At 68.9% G+C, this 20,983-nt stretch carries 18 protein-coding genes; 12 read left to right on the top strand and 6 right to left on the bottom strand.

The genetic code is table 11. The features are described from left to right. Positions 1 to 256 precede the first annotated feature (256 nt). Complete coding sequence (locus tag UA75_RS23725) at positions 257 to 1,618, bottom strand: SMP-30/gluconolactonase/LRE family protein (RefSeq protein ID WP_198042836.1); 1,362 nt, start codon at positions 1,616 to 1,618, stop codon at positions 257 to 259. A gap of 350 nt (positions 1,619 to 1,968) precedes the next feature. Here UA75_RS23725 and UA75_RS32150 point away from each other — a divergent pair, with 350 nt between their 5' ends. From UA75_RS32150 to idi, 3 genes are all read left to right on the top strand, one after another. Further along, positions 1,969 to 2,313: a tetratricopeptide repeat protein gene (locus tag UA75_RS32150; protein ID WP_083683521.1), complete on the top strand. Its 345-nt coding sequence runs from the start codon at positions 1,969 to 1,971 to the stop codon at positions 2,311 to 2,313. 393 nt (positions 2,314 to 2,706) lie between these two features. Continuing rightward, positions 2,707 to 3,747, top strand: coding sequence for a tryptophan dimethylallyltransferase family protein (locus UA75_RS23715; protein ID WP_198042835.1), 1,041 nt, complete (start codon positions 2,707 to 2,709; stop codon positions 3,745 to 3,747). A gap of 5 nt (positions 3,748 to 3,752) precedes the next feature. Then, positions 3,753 to 4,316 (top strand): isopentenyl-diphosphate Delta-isomerase, encoded by a 564-nt coding sequence (gene idi, locus UA75_RS23710; protein WP_075744130.1) that lies wholly within the window; start codon positions 3,753 to 3,755, stop codon positions 4,314 to 4,316. 246 nt (positions 4,317 to 4,562) lie between these two features. Here idi and UA75_RS23705 read toward each other — a convergent pair whose 3' ends face one another. Next, positions 4,563 to 6,467 carry a rhamnogalacturonan lyase gene (locus tag UA75_RS23705; protein WP_157434398.1) on the bottom strand — a complete coding sequence of 635 codons (1,905 nt, stop codon included), beginning with the start codon at positions 6,465 to 6,467 and terminating at the stop codon, positions 4,563 to 4,565. Between the two features lie 467 nt (positions 6,468 to 6,934). Beyond that, positions 6,935 to 7,765 (bottom strand): hypothetical protein, encoded by an 831-nt coding sequence (locus UA75_RS23700; protein WP_198042834.1) that lies wholly within the window; start codon positions 7,763 to 7,765, stop codon positions 6,935 to 6,937. A gap of 9 nt (positions 7,766 to 7,774) precedes the next feature. Between UA75_RS23700 and UA75_RS23695 the strand changes: the two genes are divergently transcribed. From UA75_RS23695 to cas6e, 8 genes are all read left to right on the top strand, one after another. Beyond that, complete coding sequence (locus UA75_RS23695) at positions 7,775 to 7,993, top strand: RNA-binding S4 domain-containing protein (protein WP_075742148.1); 219 nt, start codon at positions 7,775 to 7,777, stop codon at positions 7,991 to 7,993. 408 nt (positions 7,994 to 8,401) lie between these two features. Then, positions 8,402 to 10,969 carry a CRISPR-associated helicase Cas3' gene (gene cas3, locus UA75_RS23690; RefSeq protein ID WP_198042833.1) on the top strand — a complete coding sequence of 856 codons (2,568 nt, stop codon included), beginning with the start codon at positions 8,402 to 8,404 and terminating at the stop codon, positions 10,967 to 10,969. Beyond that, entirely contained in the window at positions 10,956 to 11,369 is a 414-nt protein-coding gene (locus tag UA75_RS23685; RefSeq protein WP_075742147.1) for a hypothetical protein, read from the top strand. Before cas3 ends, UA75_RS23685 begins: the two co-directional genes overlap by 14 nt. Positions 11,370 to 11,432: 63 nt before the next feature. Continuing rightward, positions 11,433 to 13,061, top strand: a complete 1,629-nt coding sequence (casA, locus tag UA75_RS23680) for a type I-E CRISPR-associated protein Cse1/CasA (RefSeq protein ID WP_075742146.1) — start codon at positions 11,433 to 11,435, stop codon at positions 13,059 to 13,061. Further along, the gene (gene casB, locus UA75_RS23675; RefSeq protein ID WP_075742145.1) at positions 13,058 to 13,693 is read left to right on the top strand and encodes a type I-E CRISPR-associated protein Cse2/CasB; all 636 of its coding nucleotides are present in this window, start codon (positions 13,058 to 13,060) and stop codon (positions 13,691 to 13,693) included. Before casA ends, casB begins: the two co-directional genes overlap by 4 nt. Next, entirely contained in the window at positions 13,694 to 14,896 is a 1,203-nt protein-coding gene (gene cas7e, locus UA75_RS23670) for a type I-E CRISPR-associated protein Cas7/Cse4/CasC (protein ID WP_075742144.1), read from the top strand. Next, a complete protein-coding gene (gene cas5e / locus UA75_RS23665) occupies positions 14,893 to 15,666 on the top strand; it encodes a type I-E CRISPR-associated protein Cas5/CasD (protein WP_075742143.1) in 774 nt (257 codons plus the stop codon). The genes cas7e and cas5e overlap by 4 nt, the downstream gene beginning before the upstream one ends. Next, positions 15,657 to 16,337, top strand: coding sequence for a type I-E CRISPR-associated protein Cas6/Cse3/CasE (cas6e, locus tag UA75_RS23660; RefSeq protein ID WP_075742142.1), 681 nt, complete (start codon positions 15,657 to 15,659; stop codon positions 16,335 to 16,337). Before cas5e ends, cas6e begins: the two co-directional genes overlap by 10 nt. Positions 16,338 to 16,533: 196 nt before the next feature. Here cas6e and UA75_RS34095 read toward each other — a convergent pair whose 3' ends face one another. Beyond that, positions 16,534 to 16,725 carry a hypothetical protein gene (locus UA75_RS34095; RefSeq protein ID WP_198042832.1) on the bottom strand — a complete coding sequence of 64 codons (192 nt, stop codon included), beginning with the start codon at positions 16,723 to 16,725 and terminating at the stop codon, positions 16,534 to 16,536. Positions 16,726 to 16,857: 132 nt separating this feature from the next. Between UA75_RS34095 and UA75_RS23655 the strand changes: the two genes are divergently transcribed. Continuing rightward, positions 16,858 to 18,810 (top strand): tetratricopeptide repeat protein, encoded by a 1,953-nt coding sequence (locus UA75_RS23655; RefSeq protein ID WP_198042831.1) that lies wholly within the window; start codon positions 16,858 to 16,860, stop codon positions 18,808 to 18,810. Here UA75_RS23655 and UA75_RS23650 read toward each other — a convergent pair. Together UA75_RS23650 and UA75_RS23645 are read right to left on the bottom strand one after the other, a co-directional pair. Next, positions 18,787 to 19,314 (bottom strand): hypothetical protein, encoded by a 528-nt coding sequence (locus tag UA75_RS23650; RefSeq protein ID WP_157434397.1) that lies wholly within the window; start codon positions 19,312 to 19,314, stop codon positions 18,787 to 18,789. The two genes, UA75_RS23655 and UA75_RS23650, sit on opposite strands and share 24 nt — an antisense overlap. Beyond that, the gene (locus UA75_RS23645; protein WP_075742139.1) at positions 19,311 to 20,546 is read right to left on the bottom strand and encodes a hypothetical protein; all 1,236 of its coding nucleotides are present in this window, start codon (positions 20,544 to 20,546) and stop codon (positions 19,311 to 19,313) included. Before UA75_RS23645 ends, UA75_RS23650 begins: the two co-directional genes overlap by 4 nt. Between the last annotated feature and the right edge of the window lie 437 nt (positions 20,547 to 20,983).

Here is a 20,983-nt window from a genome sequence, read left to right as displayed (position 1 = left end):
CAGCGCGGCGATCTGCTGCGTTGTCGTCAGTCGACATGACTCCGGTTATGTCTCTTACCTCCGCCTGGCAGCTCAGCCACGCTGATCCCCGCTCACGACTCCAGGGGGATCACAGACAGACTCTGACACGGGCCACGGCAACCAGGACTCGGCGTGGGGCAGGGGTCGACGTCGAGTCCGTCGTGCTCAGCCGGTCCCGTCGTGGCCCGGCTGCGGCCGGCGGCCGCGCCCGGCAGGAGGAACGCTCCCGATCCGGTCACCGTGCCGATGCCGAGGTCGCCTTTGGCGTCGAGATCGCGGCCGTGAACGTGGTGACCATGGTGCCCAGCGTCGCCTCCACCCGCACCGTGCCCGGCATCGGCCCGCCCGTCAGTTCGACGGCGGCCTCACCCTGAAGGTTCGTGCGTACCACCGTCCGAGTGGATGCCGACTCGGTGAAGCGGGCGCCGGAGGTGGTGTCCCCGACGATCGCGAACGTGATCGGCGCGGCGAGCACCGGTCCTTCTCGCAGCGTGACCCGCACGACGAGCGGCCGAGGGAAGACGGCGGCGGGCGCGGGACGCTGGCCGTCGCCGCTGATCGCCAGCAGCCGGTCGAACAGCATGATCTTGCGAATGCGGTGGCTGCCGGTGTCGGCGACATACATGTTGCCGTACTCGTCCAACGCCACACCGTTCGGCGCATCGAAGGGTGTCAGCACCGCTCGTCCACCGACCCCGCCTCGTCCCGGCGATCCGGTGCCCGCGATCGAGTCGACGATCCCCGAGGTGACCTTGCGGATCCGATGACATCCGGTGTCGGCGATGTAGACGGCCCCCCGGCCGTCCACCGCCACGCCGTTCGGACGGCTCAACCTCGTACTGCCTCGATCCGAGGCCGCCCCCGCTCCGGCGATCACGGTGACCAGCCCGGTCGTCCCGATCCGGCTGACCCTGGCCGCACCACGCTCCGCGACGTAGACCGACCCCGCCCGATCCACGGCCACTCCGACCGGTTCCGAGAACCCGCCGCGCGATGTGCTGTCACCGGGTTCTGCGGCGCCTGCGACGGTGGTGATGGTTCCGTCGGTGTCGACTTTGCGGATGCGGTGGTTTCCGGTGTCTGCGATGTAGAGGGTGCCGTGGTGGTCGACGGCGACGCTGGTGGGTGTGGTGACGCGGGCTGCGTTGGCGGGGCCGCCGTCGCCGTCGAAGCCGGGATCTCCCGTTCCTGCGACGGTGGTGATGGTTCCGTCGGTGTCGACTTTGCGGATGCGGTGGTTTCCGGTGTCTGCGATGTAGAGGGTGCCGTGGTGGTCGACGGCGACGCTGGTGGGTGTGGTGACGCGGGCTGCGTCGGCGGGGCCGCCGTCGCCGTCGAAGCCGGGATCTCCCGTACCCGCCACGGTGGTGATCGAACCGTGGTGGACGCGACGAACCCGATGATTGCCCGAGTCGGCGATGTAGAGGATCTTGCGAGCCATATCGATCGTGACACCGGTCGGGTGGTGAAGCCGAGTGTGGACGGCTCGTCCGTCCGCATCCTCGCCGAACCCGCCGATGCCGCTCCCGGCGACGGTGGTGACCACCGCATCCACCGTGCCCGTCGATCCCGGCCTTACTGTCGTCGAGCTTGTCATGACTGACACTCCCGTTGCCTCGGCGCGTCTCGACTGGCGTGACGCGCGATGAACGGACGCGCCGAGTCGATCGGCGCGTCCCGGCGAGGAGCGCAGGGCCCTGGCAGCACCGAAGCCGCCGCCCGCGCTTCTCCTGCCATCGAAATCGTGGGGTGCCGGGACCGTCGACAGCAGGTTTCTCGGCCCAAGATCACCGCAACGAGTGGCGGACCCGCCCCGAACCGGGGGCCGAATTCGGCGTGGCGGCGGCAGTGGCGGTCGGTGCGACCGGGATCGCATCCCGCCGTTCGCTGTGGTGCGATCCCGGTCCGCGCGCGACGCGCCATGCTGCGGGAGACGGTGATGAGCCGATGCCGCCGAAGCCGCGAACGCCCCGACCGCTGGCGACCAGGGGAAGGGTGCTCGGCGAGCTGCACCCGCACACGCTGAGCGTCCGGAACAATCTGGCCCAGGTGCTCGCGGGCCTGGATCGACCCGCCGAAGCCGAACGGCACCTCCGGGTGGTGCTGGACGGGCGAGTACGCCTGCTCGGCGATGACGACCCCCTCACCGCGAGCACCCGGCACGGCCTTCGCCTGCCGTTGTCCTTGTCCTTGTCCTTGACGACGCCTCGCGACCGAGCCAGGCCCGCTCGCAGTCCGAGCGGCAGGCGCGCACCACCTCGGTGCGCGTCGGCATCGAGCGCCGCCTCGTGAGCGCGCTGCGGCCGAGCCGGACACGGAACAGACAGCGCACTGGCGGGCGTCGGGGATCGCCGACTCGGATGGGCAGGCGGCGCAAGAGAAGCAGCCGCTTCTCCCGTGCGGACCCAGGCTTCTCGGGTCGGTCACGACCAGGTTCGATCGGGAAAGACCTGCTTGGTGACCTCCTGGACACCGCGGGGAAACAGGCGACGAGATCGGCACAGCGTCGGGGAGCGCGTTCGCGCACCTCTTCCTGGTGGAAAGGGAAGGGCTGGACCCGAAGCGTTGAGGACACCGGTGGCAGCCGTGATGCTCCGTGAATTCGTCGTCCTGATCGTGGAGGTGGTGGCACCAGTGGCAACAGGCCGTGCGAGAACCTGGGCGAATGTGGACCTAGGTCACCCGGTGACGTATCGGGATGTCGTCACAGCTCACCTGCAGCTGTTGGCCGAGACGATCGATCCGACGATCGAGGCCGCCGCAAGTCAGGCAGCTGTCGCGGGTTCGCTGCTGGGGGAGTGGGCGGACGAGCCCGTCGAGCGGTTCGACGACCATCACTCGTTCGCGTCGAACGATGGCTCGCCGGTGGAGTTCTCGCTCGCGATGACCCGGTCCGCCGCGGAGGCGCGGGCGCTCTTCGAACCGCTGAACTCCGCGTCGGACCCGTCGTCCCCTCGGCGGGAGGGACGTCGCTTCGTGGAGCGACTGGACGAGGCCCTGAACGTCGACGTGCACCGGTTCCGCCTCATCGCCGACCTCTTCGACGAGACGAGCGGCACGTACTCGATGCTCGGCTCCGCGGCGCTGAAGACCGGCGGCACTCCGCTGTTCAAGGTGTATCTGAACCCTGCCGCTCGCGGGCTGCGGCCGCAGCAGGTCGTCGGCGAGGCGATGGGCAGGCTGGGACTCAGCACGCAATGGGAATTCCTCAGCGAGCGTCTCGGTCGCGATGGATTCGACCGACCACAGCAGGAGATCGCGTTGTTCGCGCTTGATCTCGGCGACTCGCCCGATGCCAGGGTGAAGCTCTACCTTCGGCACTCCGATTGTGGACCGGACGAGATCGAGCGGGCCGCGAGCCTGGCACGGGACTACCAGCCGGATGCCTTCACCAAGATCCTCGGCCGGTTCTACGACGACCCCGTCGAGCACGCGGCAAAGGCTCCGATCACCTGTCTCGCCTACCAGGGAGGCGGTCCGGAACCCGCCTCGGCCACGCTGTACTGCCCCCTTGACCCGAATCTCGACGACGATGCCGAGGCGCGCACGCGGGTCGTGGACGTGCTGACGATGTCGGGGATCGCACCTGACCTGTTCGACGACGTCGTCAGCGCGATCTCGGGTACCGACCCGTCCAGCGGGCACCGACTCAGCTGGATGAGCTGCAAACGGCCTGCCGATCCGGTGGTGACCGTCTACGCCGGTCTTGGCGGCACGCCGAGGTGACCGACATGACCACGGCGACGGATGACCGAGGAAACCCGGAACTGGTCGTTCTCCTCGACGATCAGTACGCACGGACAGGCACGGCACCGAAGGCGAGCATCCACACCAAGGACACGCCGCTGCACCTGGCGTTCTCCTGCTACGTCTTCGGGCCGGACGGCCGCGTGCTGCTGACCAGGAGGGCGCTCGGCAAGAAGACCTGGCCCGGCGTCTGGACCAACTCCTTCTGCGGGCACCCCGGCCCAGGGGAGTCCATACAGGACGCCGTCGCCCGACGCGGGCGACAGGAGCTCGGCATCGCGATCGCCGACCCGCGCACCGTGCTCCCAGACTTCCGGTACACGGCGACCGACGCGAGCGGGATCGTCGAGAACGAGTTCTGCCCGGTATGGACCGCCACCGTTGACTCGGACCCGAATCCCGAACCCGCCGAGGTGTGTGAATGGCGCTGGGCGGACTGGGCCGACCTGGTGACGGTCGCCGACCGCATGCCGTACCTCCTCAGTCCATGGGCTCAGCTGCAGATCCCTCGGCTGAGCCAGAACGGGACTCTCCCGGCGCCTCGGTGAGAAGCCGCGATCCGATCTGCGGCGACGGCCGGGCCGGGTCGGCGGCATCCGGCCTTCGCAGGTCCGGCCCGCTGTGTCCGGCCCGACGACCCGGACGACGGTGAGCGCGGCCGACCGGCGACCCGGTCGCCTTCGAGGCGCTGCGCCTCACGGATCGCCGGACGCACAATGGACCTGCGATCGACGTGGATCACCCCAGACGAGGGGGGAGCAGGCCGCCGGCCCGCTCCGCCCCGTCCGACCAGGTCAGCGTGCGTACACCGTCGGCCTCGGCGGGCTGCTCATGCCGTCGCCGATGAAGAAGCTCGGGTGCGGGGGTTGGTTATAGGCGGTGTTCTGCCAGGCGATCGCGACCCGGTACTGGGTGTCGTGCATCAGCGTCGTGATCCGGCGGTCGGTCTGGTGCGGGGTGCTGTAGATCCGCAGCGCCCGATTGTCGGTCGTCGGCCAGATGACCTCCTCGCGCCAGTCGCCGAGTAGATCGCCCGACAGCGCGGGCGTCGACTTGGTCCCGTTGACCGAGGTGACGCCGCTGCCGGTGAGCAGCCTGGTCTCGCCGGAGGTCCCGTATTTGTCGATGCGGGTCCCGTCGAGCAGCTCCCGCACCGGGTCGCCGTCCCACCAGGCCAGGAAGTTGATCGACGAGGGCTTGCGGCCCACGTTCTGACCTTGCGGATTCCGGATCTGGCCGTCGCGCGCCGACCACGACTCCGCGCCGGGGCTGCCCGCCCAGATGTCGCCGGAGACGCCGCGCCCGTTGTCGCCGCCGGACGCCGTGCGCCACAACGTCTGGCCGGTGCGGGCGTCGGCGAGCCAGGAGCCGGGCTGACTCGTTCCCTCGTTGACCTTGAAGTACTCCAGGCCAGGCCTGCTCGGGTCGAGGTCCCCGACATGACCTGCGTCGCCGTGGCCGGTGCCGTTGACCCACAGGCCGCGCCCGTCGTCGTCGACGGCCATCGCGCCGTAGAGGATCTCGTCCCGCCCGTCGCCGTCGACGTCGGCGATGGACAGGCTGTGATTGCCTTGGCCCTCCCACTGCGGGCCGTTGGTGGAGCTGTTGCTGTCGAAGGTCCACCGTCGGGTCAGCGAGCCGTTGCGGAAGTCCCAGGCGACGACGACCGAGCGCGTGTAATAGCCGCGAGCCATGATCAGGCTCGGCCGGGCACCGTCGAGGTAGGCGGTGCCCGCCAGGAATCGGTCGACCCGGTTGCCGTAGTTGTCGCCCCAGCTGCTGACGTTCCCTCTGGCAGGCACATAGTCCACGGTGGACAGGGCTCGCCCCGTGGTGCCCTCGAACATCGTGAGGAACTCCGGGCCCGCCAGCACGTAGCCCGAGGAGTTGCGATGATCGGCACCCGAGTTGCCGATCACGGTGCCCACGCCGTCGCGGGTCCCGTCGGCGGTCTTGGCCGCGACCTCGGCTCGGCCGTCCCCGTCATAGTCGTAGACCTGGAACTGGGTGTAGTGCGCCCCGGCTCGGATGTTGCGCCCGAGGTCGATGCGCCACAGGCGCGTCCCGTTCAGTTCGTAGGCATCGAGGTAGACGTTGCCGGTGGTCCCGGACTGCGAGTTGTCCCTGGCGTTGGTCGGGTCCCACTTCAGCACGATCTCGTACTGTCCGTCGCCGTCCAGGTCACCCACGCTGGCGTCGTTGGCCGCGTAGGTGTAGCCGCTGCCGCCTGCAGGCTGCTGGATCGGCACGTCCAGATAACCAGCGCCGAACTGGAGCGCGGGCGGGGATGCAGGCTGCTCCGAACCGTTGACCACGGCCCGGACCGTGTAGGTGCTGCCCGCCGCCGCACCCGCGTCCAGATAGTTGGTCGAGTTCGTGACGGGGGAGGAGTTGAGCCGGGTGGAGCCTCGATAGACGTTGAAGCCCACCGAGTCCGGATCGGTGGCCAGCCAGCGCCAGCTCACCAGGTTGCCGTTGCCGGAGCGCACGCTCACCACACCCCGGTCGAGCGCCTCCACCTGACGCCCCGCCTGCGACGGCTCGGGATCGGCGGCGGTCGAGGTCTCGGTGATCGTGTCGGACCGGGCGGCGTCCGCCGGGGAGGGCTGATAGGCGTTCGCGGTCGGGGCGGCCAGCGCGACCGAGGCCAGCGCGGCGAGCGCGGGGAGGGCGCTGCGGCGTAATCGTCGTGATCTCACGCAAAGATCTCCTTTGATCTCCAGTGGCTGACGGCGGCTCGTCGCGTGTGGGCAGTGCTGACTGCGTTGACGCAGCAGAAGTCCGCCAGATCGACGCATCACCCGGCTCGGCCTTGCACGCCGCTCCCTGCGCTGTGCTGTCACCTCATGTGCGGTGTCGACCCGAAGAATGATTACCACGACTATTCGGTCGGCGGGATGCGGCGACTGATCTTGGCCGATTCCGGCGATTCCTGTGGCGTCCGATCGGTGTTCGATGCGGTGCGTCAACGCCGTCAGGATCGGCATCGCCGCAGGTGAAGTCGATGGTTCTCGGGTCAGTGTGGCAGACGGTAGGGGGTAGACGTCATGTTTCTTCGTTCGACGGACTCCGCTCTGCTCGAGTCGGTCGTCGAATTCATCGAGCCGAATTCGACGGTCCTGGGCTGATCTGTCGAGCAGGATTCAGCCAAGTGGCGGAATCGAGGTCATCCTGCCGAAGTCGGCCCCGCAGAATCGGGAGAATCGACCGGCTCCGGTCCGCCGCCGGACGTCTTGTCCTCGCCGCGTCTGCGGAAGAAGGCGAAGCCGGGAATGCCGAGCACCGCCTGCCGAACCTCGTCCGCCACGCTCAGCAGTTCGTGGATGTCGGGGCCGACGCGGTCGAGCGTCGAGAGGATCGGCAGAATGTCGGTGAGCAGGTGTTCGGTCAGCGTCGGCAGCTGATCGATGAGTCGTATCGCCGCCTCGACCTCGCGATGCGAGAGCTCCTCGGTGAACTGCGTCGCCATCGGAGCGAGCCGGTGGGCGAGCGGCTGATAGAGCGCCAGGATCTGTTGCGCTCCCTTCGACGCCTGTTCTGCCTCGGTGACCACGGCGGCGGCCACCCCCGCCACCTGCTCCGCGTCGCCGACCGTCCCCGCCGCCCTCGTGACGATGCCGTCGGTTCGGCCCACGAGGGTCTCGGCCTCCGCGACCACGAGGCGGGTCCGCGCCAGCAGGTCGTCGGCGGAGTCCACGACCGTGTCGATCCGCACGACCAGCGACTCGACGGCATCGAGAAGTCGGATCACCCGGCCGGGCAACGCGACGACGGCAGCGGCCGCCTCGACGGCCCAGCCCGCTGTCCTGGTCACCGTCGTACTCAGCCGTTCCGCCATCGCCACCGGATCGAGTCCCCACGACACCATCTGGTCACTGTGCACCCCGCACGCCTGGGAGGCGACCCGATGGCCGGTCGCATCGATGCCGGGGACCACCGGCTGTCGTACTCCGTCGGAGACCCGGCCCCGTCGCTCCGGCCTGGTCGTTCCGGGCATGATGAGCCCATGCGCGACGTGGAGATCCAGGACGACAGCATCCGGCTGGGCCAGTTCCTCAAGCTGGCCGACCTCGCGGCCGACGGCGGCGACGCGCGCGAGCTGCTCGGCGCGGGCGAGGTGACCGTCAACGGCGAGCCGGAGTCCCGGCGCGGCAGACAGCTCGTCCCCGGGGACGTCGTCACGGTCGGCGAGGACGGCGTGCGGGTGTTCGCACCGGGGGCGTGAGGTCCTTCGCGACGGTGGATCGTGGTCCTGGTCGGGTGCACCCGGCCGGCGATCGGGCGCTGAGTTCGCCGTCCGGCCGGTCCGGGTCGTCGGGCCGAGCCGGTGGCGTCTGACGTCAGATCGCCGCGATCCGCCGGTGAGAACGGACCCGAGAACTGCTGCTGATCGACGGCGACTGTGTCCGATGATTCCGAAGTCCGAGGCCAGTTCGGATTCACGCCCTAGATTTCCTGCGGAAAAGGGACTGATCAACCGCTTTTCTGCGGAGGCTCACCGCTGGTGCGACCCTGATTGTGTGAGCAGGCAATAATCTCACTGGTCACTCGGATGGGTGACATTCTCGGTTTTGGATGGAGTTTCTCGAAATCCATCCTCGAACTGTCGGTCCGGCCCTCTAGCTTCCTCGGCGTGATCGATGATCCAGCCGATTCCCTGCCGAGCCGTCTGCTGGTGCGCAATCCCCGGCGCGATCCCGGCCGGGACCGCGACATCCTGCGACTCTGGGCCAAAGCAGGCAAGGAAGCCACGCCCCATCCGCTGATCTGCCACGCGGTTGACACGGCGTCGGTCGCATTTCGGCTGTTCGACCTGTTGCTGGGGCCGACGATCCGTGCGGAGCTGATCACGGCGTTCGGTGATTTCGAAGGCTCCGGTGATCGCGATGAGAACGCCCGGCGCTGGGTTGCCGTCCTCTGCGGACTCCATGACCTGGGCAAGGCCTCACCAGCCTTCCAGGCGTTACGACTGGACCTGGCAGTGCGCCTTCACCAGGACGATCCGGTGACGCGATCCGCGCTTCATCGCGCTGCCGAGAAGTGGCACGGGCGACGAGTGGAGGCGCCGCACGGCTGGCTCACTCAACTCCACCTGAGCCGAGCGCTGACGGCGGCAGGCGCACCGCATTCGGTCGTCGAGGCCGTGGCACACGGGCTGGGGGGACATCACGGCCTCATCCCCGACGGCTCTCGACGGCGGGCGACGGAACACTCGATCCAGGACCACGGTGGAAAGTCGTGGGCGCTCCGAGTCGACGAGCTGGTGGACCGGCTCATCGAGTTGTGTGAGTTGTCGGGATGGGAGTCGCGTCCGTGGCCCTCGGCCCGGATAGGCGTGGCGGGTGCGGTCGGTCTGGCCGGTCTCGCGTCGGTGAGCGACTGGATCGCCTCGGACTCGACGAACTTCGAGTGGGCTGGAACGGGCATCGACCTCGTCGACTATGCGAAGACCGTCGACGGACTCGCGGCCAAGGCGATCGACCGGCTGGACTGGACCTCATGGACTCCGCCTGCGGACACGCGGTTCAGTGCGTTGTTCCCGGGAACGCCCGCCGATCCGACCGTGCCGCGACCTGTGCAGACGGCGGCCGAGGAGCTGCTCGAAGACGTCACCGGTCCCGGTCTGTTCGTCGTCGAGGCGCCCACCGGCGAGGGTAAGACGAAGCTCGCCTTCCAGGTCGCGGCGGGTCTGGTTCGCAGGTTGAGTCTGTCGGGGATGTACATGGGGATGCCGACGCGGGCGACCGGGAACCAGGTCTTCGACGAACTCGACGATCTCATCAGCAGTCATCAGGCGGGCCTGCGTCTGCGGCTACTGCACGGCGCCGCCGAGCAGTACCTGAAGGCACGGGGAAAGCCGGTCGAATCGTCGAGCAGGCAGCCCGTCCGCCCTGCGGGCGTCGGCGAGGATCACCCCGAGGAGGACCTGGCCGAGGTTCGCGACTGGTTCGCGGGCAAACGCGGGATCATCGTGCCCGTCGGCACCGGCACGGTCGACCAGGCACTGATGGCGGCGATCCGTTCCCGGCATGTGTTCGTTCGCCTCGCAGGCCTGTCGAACAAGGTCCTGATCATCGATGAGGTACACGGCTACGACGTCCACACGTCCACGCTGCTCGACCGGCTGCTTCAGTGGGCAGGCAGGCTCGGCGTCCCGGTCATCCTGATGTCCGCCACGCTCCCCTCGGTGCGCAAGGGCGAGCTGATCCGCGCCTGGCGTGCCGGACGGCTGAACCTGCCGATCGAAGCGGTGTCCTCCGTCGAGCCGGGAGCGGCGTACCCGGAGCTGACCTGGGCCGACCACGCCGGGGTTCGGACGTGGAGCGATGCCGACACCGCCGCCTCGCATCGGGTGTCGGAGCTCAACGGCAACCGGATCATCACGGTGGACCTCACCGCGCTCGCCGGGGACGACGTGGCGGCCCGCGCGGAGTGGCTGCTGGACGAGATCGAGAAGGCCGACGGCATCGCGGTGATGCACAACCTGGTGCGCCGCGTGGCGGAGACTCGCGATGCACTGCTGCGGGCATTGCACAGGCGCGGCTCGACCCGGTTCGACATCGACGACCTCATCACGATCACCGGGCGGTTGACCATCGCCGAACGAGCCGAGATCGAAGCCCGACTCAAAGACCGGTTCGGGCGAGGTCGCAGGCCTGCTCGGCCCACGATCGTGATCGGCACCCAGGTTCTCGAGCAGGGCCTGGATCTGTCGTTCGACCTCGTCGTCAGCGATCTGGCACCGATCGACAGTCTCGTCCAGCGAGCAGGACGGATTCGGCGACACGAGGCGCACGGAACCGAACCTCTGCGGGTGCGGCTGGTGATCACGGGCGCGACGGTGGAACCGACCGGAGTGGAGCTCCCTGCCTACACCAGCCTGGTCTACCCGAGGCTTCTCCTGCTGCGTACCTGGCTGCTGCTCGCCGACCGGCCGGACATCCGCTGCCCGGAGGACCTGCGGGAGCTCGTGGACAGGCTCTACGACGACGAGTTCGTCCTGGACGTACCCGAGGGCTGGGCGACGACCTGGCGGGAGGCGGGCGCGGCCGTCGCCAGACGGCGGGCCGACGATCGGCGCCGATCCGAGATTCTCCGGCTGCCCATGCCGCACAACCCGAAGGCATTCCAACGGTTGACCTGGCAGCCGACCGCCGCGAATCAGACCCGCAAGAAGGGACGGCCGGATGACAGCCGTTGATCCGATCGACGACGACCGAGCGGAACCCGCGGAGATCCGGATCGTCGTGCTCCACGGTGTCGCATCGCCATCGGGCGGGACTTCCTCCGGGACCTATGCCGTGCCCCTCGAAGGGGACGAGCCCGTGGACCTGACGCGAACGGGCGAGCTGTCGGCGTCGATGGAGGCAGCACTGTGGAATTCCGTGGTCCGGCTCGTGTCGCCCTTCGAGATCCCGTCGTCGGTGGTCGATGCCCTGCTGGAGCTGTCACCGCCTCCCGCATTCGAGGGCTCCCCTCGGCTCGCCCGGCATCGGGCATTGGTTCTCGGCGCGGAGGGAACCGAGGTCGGCGGCGCCGTCCTGCGGTATCAGCGCGGAGTCGGGCTGGTGGTGCGGCATGACGAGGGCGCGGACCACTGAGCAGGTCGGCACCGTCGGCGTCTCCAGCCGACGTGTGGCACGAGAAGAAGCGAAGGAATTGGATTGGTCTTCGATCTGATCAGCGAGAAGTGGCTGCCGGTCGTGACGACCAGCGGCCAGACCGACGAGATCGGTCTGGCGACCCTGTTCTCCTCGGCAGGGGAGCTGCGGCGACTGGTCGGCCAGACACCGACGATGACCGCTGCGTTGCACCGCATGGTGCTCGCATTGGCGCACCGCGCGCTCGGGCCTGCCACCGAGGATGACTGGGCCGTGCTCTGGCGGCGGGGCGACTTGTGGACCGACGATGTTCGGCGGTATCTACGGGACGACCGAGAGCGTTTCGATCTCTTCCACCCGGACCGGCCCTTTCTGCAATGTCGGAGCCTGGCGACCCGGGAGCCGTCGGGCATCGCCAGGCTGGTCCCGTTCCGGGCCAGCGGAAGCAACGCGACCCTCTTCGATCACACCACCGCCGGGGATCGACTGCGGCTGACCCCCGCCGAGGCAGCGCGATGGCTGGTGACCTTGCAGTGCTATGACCCCGGCGGGCTGAAGACGGCTGCCTTCGCCGGTGCGGCGAGGGCCTCGGAACGTGCGCCTGCCAACAACTTCGGCTGTGTCCTGGTCGAGGGCGCGACCCTGAAGGAGACGGTGCTGCTCAATCTCCTCTGCTACGACCCCCTGGCAGGCGAACCGCCCCTGACCTACGCCGACGACTGTCCGAACTGGGAGGACCCCGGCTCGGCGCAGCCGAGGCCGGACGAACGCCACCCACGGGGCTGGACCGACGTCCTCACATGGCCTGCCAGGCGCGTGCTTCTGAGTACCGGTGACAGTGCCGAGACGCCGATGGTCGACGGTGTCGTGATCACGCCGGGGACGCGGCTCCGATCCGCTTCTGCGGATCAGCAGGACGAGCGAATGGCCGCGTTCCGGCGGCCGATCATGCGCGGCACCAAGCGAGGGCGGTTCGAGCTTCGGCCGGTCAAGCTGGAGGAACAGCGGGGCGTCTGGCGACATGCGGAGGAACTGCTGTTGCCCAGTGACCAGCGAAGCAGCATCGACCAGAGTGATCGGCGGCGGCCTGCGGCCCTCGATGCCATCGCCGATCGCACCGATTCCGGTCTTCTGCCTGATGACGCCGTGTACACGCTGCGGGTCTACGGCCAACAGCTCGACAGCAAGGCCGCCGTGGTGCAGTTCTGGCAGGAGGAGTCGGTGCCTGCCCCGGTCGCGCTGCTGCGGGCCGGTGTCGGGAGCGCCCGGATGGGCGACGTGATCGGCTACTCCTGTCGGCTCGCCGACGATGTGGGCTTCCTGTTGCGGCGTCTGGACAAGGGCTACCGCGAGGAGTTCAAGGCGACGCCGCCACCGGAACTAGAGCTGTCCTACTGGCCGCACCTCACCGGCCCGTTCCACACGTTCATCGTCGCGTTGGGCAAGGCAGTGGCCTTCGTGACGGGCGAACGGGAGCACACCGCCGTGGAGGCCTGGCGTGGTGCGGTTGCTCAGATCGCCCACGCGGCGGCCGATCGGTGGGTGTACGGCGCCGCTCGGCTCGGCGCTCGAGAGTTGTCGATGGCGGGAAAGCATGACGGCACCTTCCGCCACAAGCTCGACGAGCGGCTCGCGCTCCATCGCATCGAGGTGAGCCGGTTTCTGCGCCCGGAAGATGGAGAGATGATGTGACGACGGAATCGATCGCCGTACGGCCGCCCCGGAATCGGGATGTGTTCGTGGCCTCGTTGTATCGGCTGCACTCCGGGCTGAACTCGACCAATGCGCACCGGGTCGCGGATGCGCGCAGGGTGTTGGCAGCGCTCCGGCGAAGCCTGGTGAGTCCACATCAGGCGTCGGCCGCCTATGACCTGGTGTTCGGCGCCGAGCCTGCGCCGGGGGAACAGGATGCCTGGCTGTTGACGGCAGGTCTGTTCGGCATCCACCCGCAGGCGCGGGCATCAGGTCGCACTCTCGGTATCGCCATGCGAGACCTCAAGGGTGATGGCCAAGGCATGATCGATCGACGGTTCGAGCAGTTGCTCGCGGTCGATCGTCGGAACCTTCCCCACTATCTGCGGCAGGCCGTTCGACTGTTGAAGAGCAAGCAGATCGCGCTCGACTACGGGCGATTGTTGGACGACGTCGCCGTCCTGCTTGATGCAGGGGCCGCCGAGGAACAGAAGCGGCGCGTCCGTCTCGCCTGGGCGAGGGACTTCCACAAGCCACGCCACGCAGCGGTCGTGCCTGCGACAGGTGATGACTCCGCAGACGACTCCGAGGAATCAGCGCACGTGAACAACACGAACGACACGGAGAACTGAATGATCATCGAGCTGCACCTGCTCCAGTCGTTCCCGGTGAGCAATCTCAACCGGGACGACGTCGGCCAGCCCAAGACAGCCACTTTCGGCGGTGCCGTGCGCGGCCGGATCTCCAGCCAGTGTCTCAAGCGCTCTGCCCGCCAACTCTTCACGCTGCACGGCCTGAGCGAGGACGAGACCGGGGTGCGTACCAAACGGCTGCTGCATCAGGCTGCCGTGATCCTCGCCGATAAGGGGCTGGGCGAGGAGGAGCACACTCGGCTCGTCGTCGAGGAGGGCTTGGCCGAGCTGGGCTTCCACGTCGATCGCAACACTCGGCTCACCGAGTATCTGCTGTTCGTCGGTCGGGGCGCGACCACCTTCCTGGTCGACTACTGCATCGCGAAGTGGACCGACCTCTCCGCCAGGGCGGCCAAGAAGCTCGCCGCCGCCGCGAAGGCCGCCGAGAAGAAGGACGGTGCGAAGGCATCGGCCAAGGCGAGCGAGAAGGCAGCGAAGTCGAAGCCTTCGAAGGAGGTCCTGGCCGAGGCGGCACGAATCCTGGACGCGCGGCGTGTCGCCGACGTCGCACTCTTCGGGCGCATGATCGCCGACAACAAGGGCTTCAACGTCGATGCAGCCTCGCAGGTGGCGCACGCCATCTCCACCCACGCGGTGGCCACCGAGTTCGACTACTACACGGCCGTCGACGATGCCAAGCCGGACGACGCCTCGGGTGCGGACATGATCGGCACCGTCGATTTCAACTCCGCCTGCTACTACCGCTACGCCAACGTCGATCTCCACCAGCTCGACAGGAACCTCGACGGCGTCGAAGACCTGGTCGCGCGGACCGCGAAGGCCTGGCTGTACTCCTTCGTGCATGCCCGTCCCAGTGGGAAGCAGAACTCGATGGCGGCGCTGACCATGCCGCACACCCTCCTCGGCGTGGTGCGGGACAACGGGTCCTGGAATCTGGCGAACGCCTTCCTCAAGCCGGTCGACAGCCTCGACGTCATGGCCGACTCGACGGACCGGATGACACAGCACTTCGACTCGCTGCGGCGGTTCTACGGCAGCGCCGGAATCCGGTCCGTCACCGCGGCCGCCGTCGCGGGCACCCTCACCCACGTCGACCAGGAAGACGTCGTGTCCAGTCTCGACGACTTCGCAGGTCGCGTCCTCGCGTCGGCGAGCGTCGGCACCGGGGTCTCGGTGCCGTGAGTCTGTCGCTCGCCCTGTGTTTCGACGCGCCGATGCAGTCGTGGGGTGCCCGGTCCCAGCACATCCATCGGGATACCGCTCGGGAGCCGACGAAGTCCGGCGTCGTCGGTGTCCTCGCCGCAGCCATGGGTGTTCCTCGGGAGGACACCGAGAAGATCACCGCGCTCGCCGAGCTGAGTCTCGGCGTCCGCGTCGACCGGGAAGGTCTCGTGGAGCGTGACTTCCACACCGCGCAGAACGTGCCCAACACCGAGGGCCTCGGACATCGCACCGTGATCAGTCACCGCTACTACCTCTCGGACGCGGTCTTCCTCGTCGTGCTCGAAGCCGAGGGGGCCGACCAGGAGGCGCTGCTGCGGCGGGCGGAGGCAGGCCTGCGGGCACCGGCGTGGCCCCTGTACTTCGGCCGGAAGGCATTCGTGCCCGCACGGCCGCTGCTGCACGCGTCGGAGCCTGCGGACCGACGGGACCACCCCTCCGGATGGGGCCTGTCCGACCTGCCGCTCCGCACCGTCCTCATGACGCACCCCTGGCTGGAGGCCGATGACAGTCCACATCGGCTCGACGGTCGACCCCGTGGCGAGGATGCGCCCCGCCCACTCCGCGCCGTCATCGACTGCGACGCCACCGACGAGCGAGCCGAGATTCGATCCGACCATCCGCTGTCCTTCGCGCGAGGCGATCGACGCTTCGCCAGCCGATCATTCAAGACCCTCGACATCCCGCTCACCCCAGCCATGATCTCGCCGGGAGACCGCTCGTGTTCCTGAGCCGACTCACCGTCGACGTGACCTCGCGGAACTTCCGCCTGGACTACGCCGACGTCCATCAGATGCACCGCACCGTGATGTCGGCCTTCCCCGACCTCGACGCGAAGCGGACCGCGCGGGCACACTGCGGGGCGCTGTGGCGGCTCGACGAGCACGAGCGCGGCTTCGTCCTGCTCGTGCAGAGCAGGCTGGAGCCGAAATGGGCGGCGCTGCCCGCCGGTTACCTCACCGCTCCGCCGGACGTCCGCTCGCTCGATCCGTTCCTGCGGCTGATCGCCCCGGGGCGCAAGATCAGTTTTCGGCTGGTCGCCAATCCGACGCGAGCGATTCATCCCCCCGGCTCCGTACCGGGGACTCGGGGGCGCGGCAGGCCCGTGCCGCAGCGGCTGCCCGCCAAGCAGGTGGAGTGGCTGGCGCGGAAGGGCGAGCAGCACGGCTTCGTGCTCCCGGTGGGCCGCGACGGCCAGGCGGACGTCGCGCCCGCGCCCCGGCCGGGCCTGCGCGGTCGATCGGACGGCAACACGATCACCATCGAGCCCGTTCGCTTCGACGGGCACCTCGTTCCGACCGATGTCGAGGCATTGCGTGCCGCGGTGCTCGCCGGGATCGGGCGGGCCAAGGCCTACGGGTGCGGGCTGATCAGCCTCGGTCCCGCACGTGAGGCGGGGTGAGCCGAGGTACTCCGCCGGTGCCGTCGGGCGACACGTTCCGGCGGCACCGCTCGGTTTCGCGTCGACCATGATTACCACCGTGCTTGGCAATGTCGAATCGTCGTCGAAGACGCCCATTTGTTTTCCGGAGAACTCAATCGCATCGACGGTTCCCCCGCGTGTATCAACGACATCGTGGATTTCATCACTATGATCGTCAGCGCAGCCACGGTCGGGTGATGGGTGGCTGCGGCACGGTGGGCAGGCGGGTTCCGCCGGGCCCACGGGTGGTGGTTGGGGGGTCATGGAGGAGGATTCCGAGCAGCAGAGCATCGGCGTGGCGAATGCCCTCTCCGGCGCCGTCTTCGGCACCGCAGTGCAGGCCGGGCCGATACACGGCGGAATTCATCTGCACACCGCTGAAAGGCCGAATCGAGTCGCGATTCCCCGGCAGATGCCGTTCGGGTCGAGCCGCTTCACGGGTCGGGCCGAGGAACTTCGGCTGCTCGACAGAATGCGATCCGACAGTAGCAGTCGATCATTGACCGTCGTGTCCGGCCTGGGCGGCGTCGGGAAGACGACGCTGGCCGCCCAATGGCTGCAGCGCATCACCGAGGAGACACCGGACGGGCAGCTCTACGCCGACCTCGGCGGCTTCGGCGTCGACGCGGTCCTGCCCGAGCGGGTTCTCGCCGCCTTTCTGCGGGCACTGGGAGCCTCCGACCAGCAGATCCCGGACGAACTGCCCGAGCGAACGGCGTTGTTCCGGACGATGACCGCGGACAAGGCCGTGGCGGTGCTGCTCGACAACGCGGGCACCGCCGCACAGGTCCGGCCACTGCTTCCGACGTCCGCCCAGTCCATCGTGGTCGTCACCAGCAGGGTCCGGCTCATCGGACTGGGGATGGACGGCGCCCGGTTCCTCGCGCTGTCCCCGTTGGACGAGGAGAGCGCGGTCGAGCTGCTGGCCAGCTTCGTCGGCTCGGAACGGGCGGCGGCGGAGCGGGACTCCACGTCTCGACTGGCTCGGCAGTGCGGCTGTCTTCCGGTGGCCTTGTCGGTCGCGGGCGCCCAACTGGCCGCCCGGCCGAGGCTGCGGATCAGTCGCGTGGTGACCAACCTCGACGACCAGGAGAGTCGGTTGACGCGGCTGTCCGCCGAGGCGGTGTCGGTGGAGAGCATCTTCGATCTGTCCTATGGCGGTCTTCCGTCCGATGCCGCGCGGTTGTATCGCAGGCTGGGGTGGCATCCCGGTCGCGAGTTCGGCCTCGCCGCCGCGGCCGCTGCGGCGGGGGAGTCCGAGGACGAGACGGACGAACTGCTGGAGACGCTCCTGGAGTCGAATCTGCTGGAGGAACGTGCCGAAGGCAGGCTCCGCTTCCACGACCTGCTGCGGCTGCATGCGCGCTCGCGGTGTGCTGTCGACGAGGGTGCCGACGCGGCGCGGGCCGTCGTCGAGCACTATCTGCGCGCGGCGGTGCGGGCCGACCTGGTCCTGATGCCGCTGCGTCCGGCGGAGGGCCCGATGTTCGATGCCGTGCGTCCGGAGCCCGCCGCGTTCGCCTCCCCGACGGAGGCGCTCGCCTGGCTGCTCGTGGAGCACGACAACCTGACCTCGGCGCTGCGCCAGGCGATCGAGCGGGGCTGGGACGACCTGGCCTGGCAGTTCAGCCAGGCCATGTGGGGGCTGTATCTCAACACCCGGCGATTCCGCGAGTGGATCGACAACCACCGACAGGGGGTTGCGGCCGCCCGGCGGCTCGGCGATCCGCTCGTCGAGGCGCGGCTGCTCGTTCAGCTGACGGTCGCGTTGTCTCGCGCGGGCCGGTTCGACGAGGTCGTCGAGGAGGCTCGACGTGCGCTCCGGCTGGCCGAGGAACTCGACGCGCCGACCATTCAGTCCACGGCGCTGGCTCACCTCGGCGAGGCAGCCCGACGGCGACACGACGGCGAGGAGGCACTGCGGCTGCTGCGGCGGGCGCTGTCGATCGAGGAGCAGGCGGAGTCGGGAACCGAACGCGGGGCGGCCTTGCGTCGTCGACTGCTGGGCCGGGTGCTTCTCGACCTCGGCCGCTATGACGAGGCGATCACCGAACTGACCAAGGCGAAACTCGTGCTGATCGGCTTGTCCGACGTCCCGAATGCCACGCGGGCCGCCGTGGTTCTCGGTGATGCCCACGCCAGGGCTGGTGACTTCGAGGCCGCTCAGGCCGAACTGACCGCCGCGTTGGCGGCCGTCGACCAGACCAGTTCGGTGTTCGTCCGCGCCGAGGTGCATCGGGGCCTGGGGGAACTCCACCACCGTCGTGATGAGTTCCCCCAGGCCCGTGTGCATCTTCAGCGTGCCCTGGTGTTGCTCGGGGAGGAGAACCCCGAGGACGCCGCCGCAGTGCGCGAGCGGCTGTCCGCCATCGCCGCCGAGGCGGCCTTCGCCACCGGGTCCCCCGATGGCGAAGGCGCGCTTCCTGGTTCAGGACCCGAGCTCGGCACGTAATCGCACCGGTTCGCCCTGCTCGTTCCTGCGGACCACCAGCCGCGCCGAGGCGAGTGCACTCAGCGGATGCTCGGCGAGCAACCACGGATAGCCGATGGCCGCCCACGGCCGAGGCGTGGACGAACCGATGTCGGCCGACACCACGACCCGCTGCCGATCGCGGGCCGTGAGCTGGACCCGCCGCCCATCGAGCGAGACGACGACGAGCGCTGCCGCGCTGCTCGCGAGCAGTTCCTCCGCCAGCTCCGGCGATGTCGACTCCTGGCCGGAATTCGCGACGAGGACGTCTGCCAGCTGCCGTCCCCGTGCGGTCAGGTGGTCGAGGTCACCGACGACGAACCGGCCTCGGGTACGCGGCGGGACACCGGCCGTTCCGGGGATGCTGCACCCAACGAGGTGGATGCCAGGTTCGTCGGGGTCGTCGGCTCGCACCGGCCAGGCCGACACCGAGGCATGCGGCGGTCTCGACGGGCGAGTCGCCGGGTGATCCGGTAGTCCGGTCATCGCGGAATGCTCCCATCCTGCGGCAGCGGATCGGGTAGGGGCACCGGCGAGACGGGGACACCCCTGACGGGCTCGTCGAGGCCCAGCAGCCGGTACATCATCTGACGCAGGATGCCGCCTGCCTGGTCGGGGCGTGAGGTCACCTGAGCCGCGAGGCTGCCCGCCTGTCCCGCCGGATGTGTTCGGATCGCCTGCTCTACCTGGTCGCGAATCGGGCCGTCGAGCCGCAGTCGCCCGGCTCGTCTCGCGACGGACGCGGCGAGGCCGTCGGGCCTGAGCTGAAACTCCGGGCAGGCCGCGAGCAGCACTGGTCGATCAAGGGCGGCCCCGTAGACGGTCACCGAGCCGTGATCGCCGATCACACAGTCCGCCGCGATCAACGCCGCGTGCCACCCGCGCTCCGGCGGCAGCAGCACGAGCCCCGCGTCCAGCGCGTCACCGAGCCAGGCCCGCACCTGACTGCGGCCGTGCTGCGTCCAGGTGTTCGGATGCAGCACACCCACCACGAGGAATTCGTCGCGGGGCAGCCCGGCGGCCACCCGATGAAACAACTCGGCATGTTCGCCGAATCCGGACTGCTCGGTCCAGGTCGAGCTGACGACCACGAGCGTGCGACCGTCCTGTGCACCGAACGCCCGCCGGTACTCCTCGCGGAACGGCAGCGAGGCCCGCAGCCGGTCGAAGCACAGATCGCCTGCGACCACCGCCGTGGGCAGCGCCTCGGGGCAGGCCTCGGCCAAGGCGTCGAGTTCGTCGTCATGGGTGAGGGCGAGTCCGGCCTGGAGCAGTCTGCCGTTGTAGGTCAGATACTGGCGGGACAGCCCGTGTTCCGGATGGTAGCCCCGGCCGGGATCGGCCGGACGCAGTCGGGACTTCAGCAGGCTCGCGCCGTGCGGCAGTGCCAAGACGGGTCCCTTGACGTGTTCCAGATCCTCTCGGGTCGCCGCGAGGACCAGATCGAACCGGGTCTGCGTCGCCTGCTGCCACGGCAGCCGCACGAAGCCCTGCGCGTCGGCGAAATCCCTGGCACCCGGCCAGACCTGACTGTCGCCCGAGGCGGTCATGAACAGTTGAATCCGGTGATCGGTCTCCAGCAGCGGCAGGACGTCCAGCAGCCGGACACCCGCGACCAGCGTCGGGACCAGCACCAGGACCTGCTTACAGCCGCTGCGGGTCAGCCACCGTTCGCCACCGAGGCTGACCGGCCCGCGAATCCACGCTTCTCCGAACATGATGATTCCCTTTCCTCCCCGACCGGCGCGTAACGCTCGGGTTCTCCGAGCCGACACACCCCGCATCCGGTCGACACCAGGTTCGGAGCCGATGTGGACACGCCGGGGGCACGGCGGGGGACGGTCGAGGGGACACAGCGGGGACAGGCCGGGGACACGGCTGGTCCGGCCCGGTGCGGAAGATCTTGAAAATCTCGGCAGGCCGGCTTGACAGGGTGGCGCGAGGGACGGCCTGTTCGCCGGTGCCCGATATCCAGCGACCACGTGAGTCTCTGCGGCGGTGGCCGTTCGCCCCGCGGGTCCCCAGACAGATTCGGCGGATCGACTGCACCTATCGAGGGAACGCCCTCCGCCGCTCGGGGTAATTCGGGCCGTTCGACCGAACCACTTCGGGTGAAGGTCTCGATTGTGATCCGTGTCTCGATGAGACTGGTGGC

Origin of the sequence: Actinoalloteichus sp. GBA129-24 (assembly GCF_001941645.1) — a bacterium.
GTDB classification, from domain to species: Bacteria; Actinomycetota; Actinomycetes; order Mycobacteriales; family Pseudonocardiaceae; genus Actinoalloteichus_A; species Actinoalloteichus_A fjordicus.
Note: the sequence above shows the minus strand (reverse complement) of the source record. Positions and strands in the feature narration are given on the sequence as shown.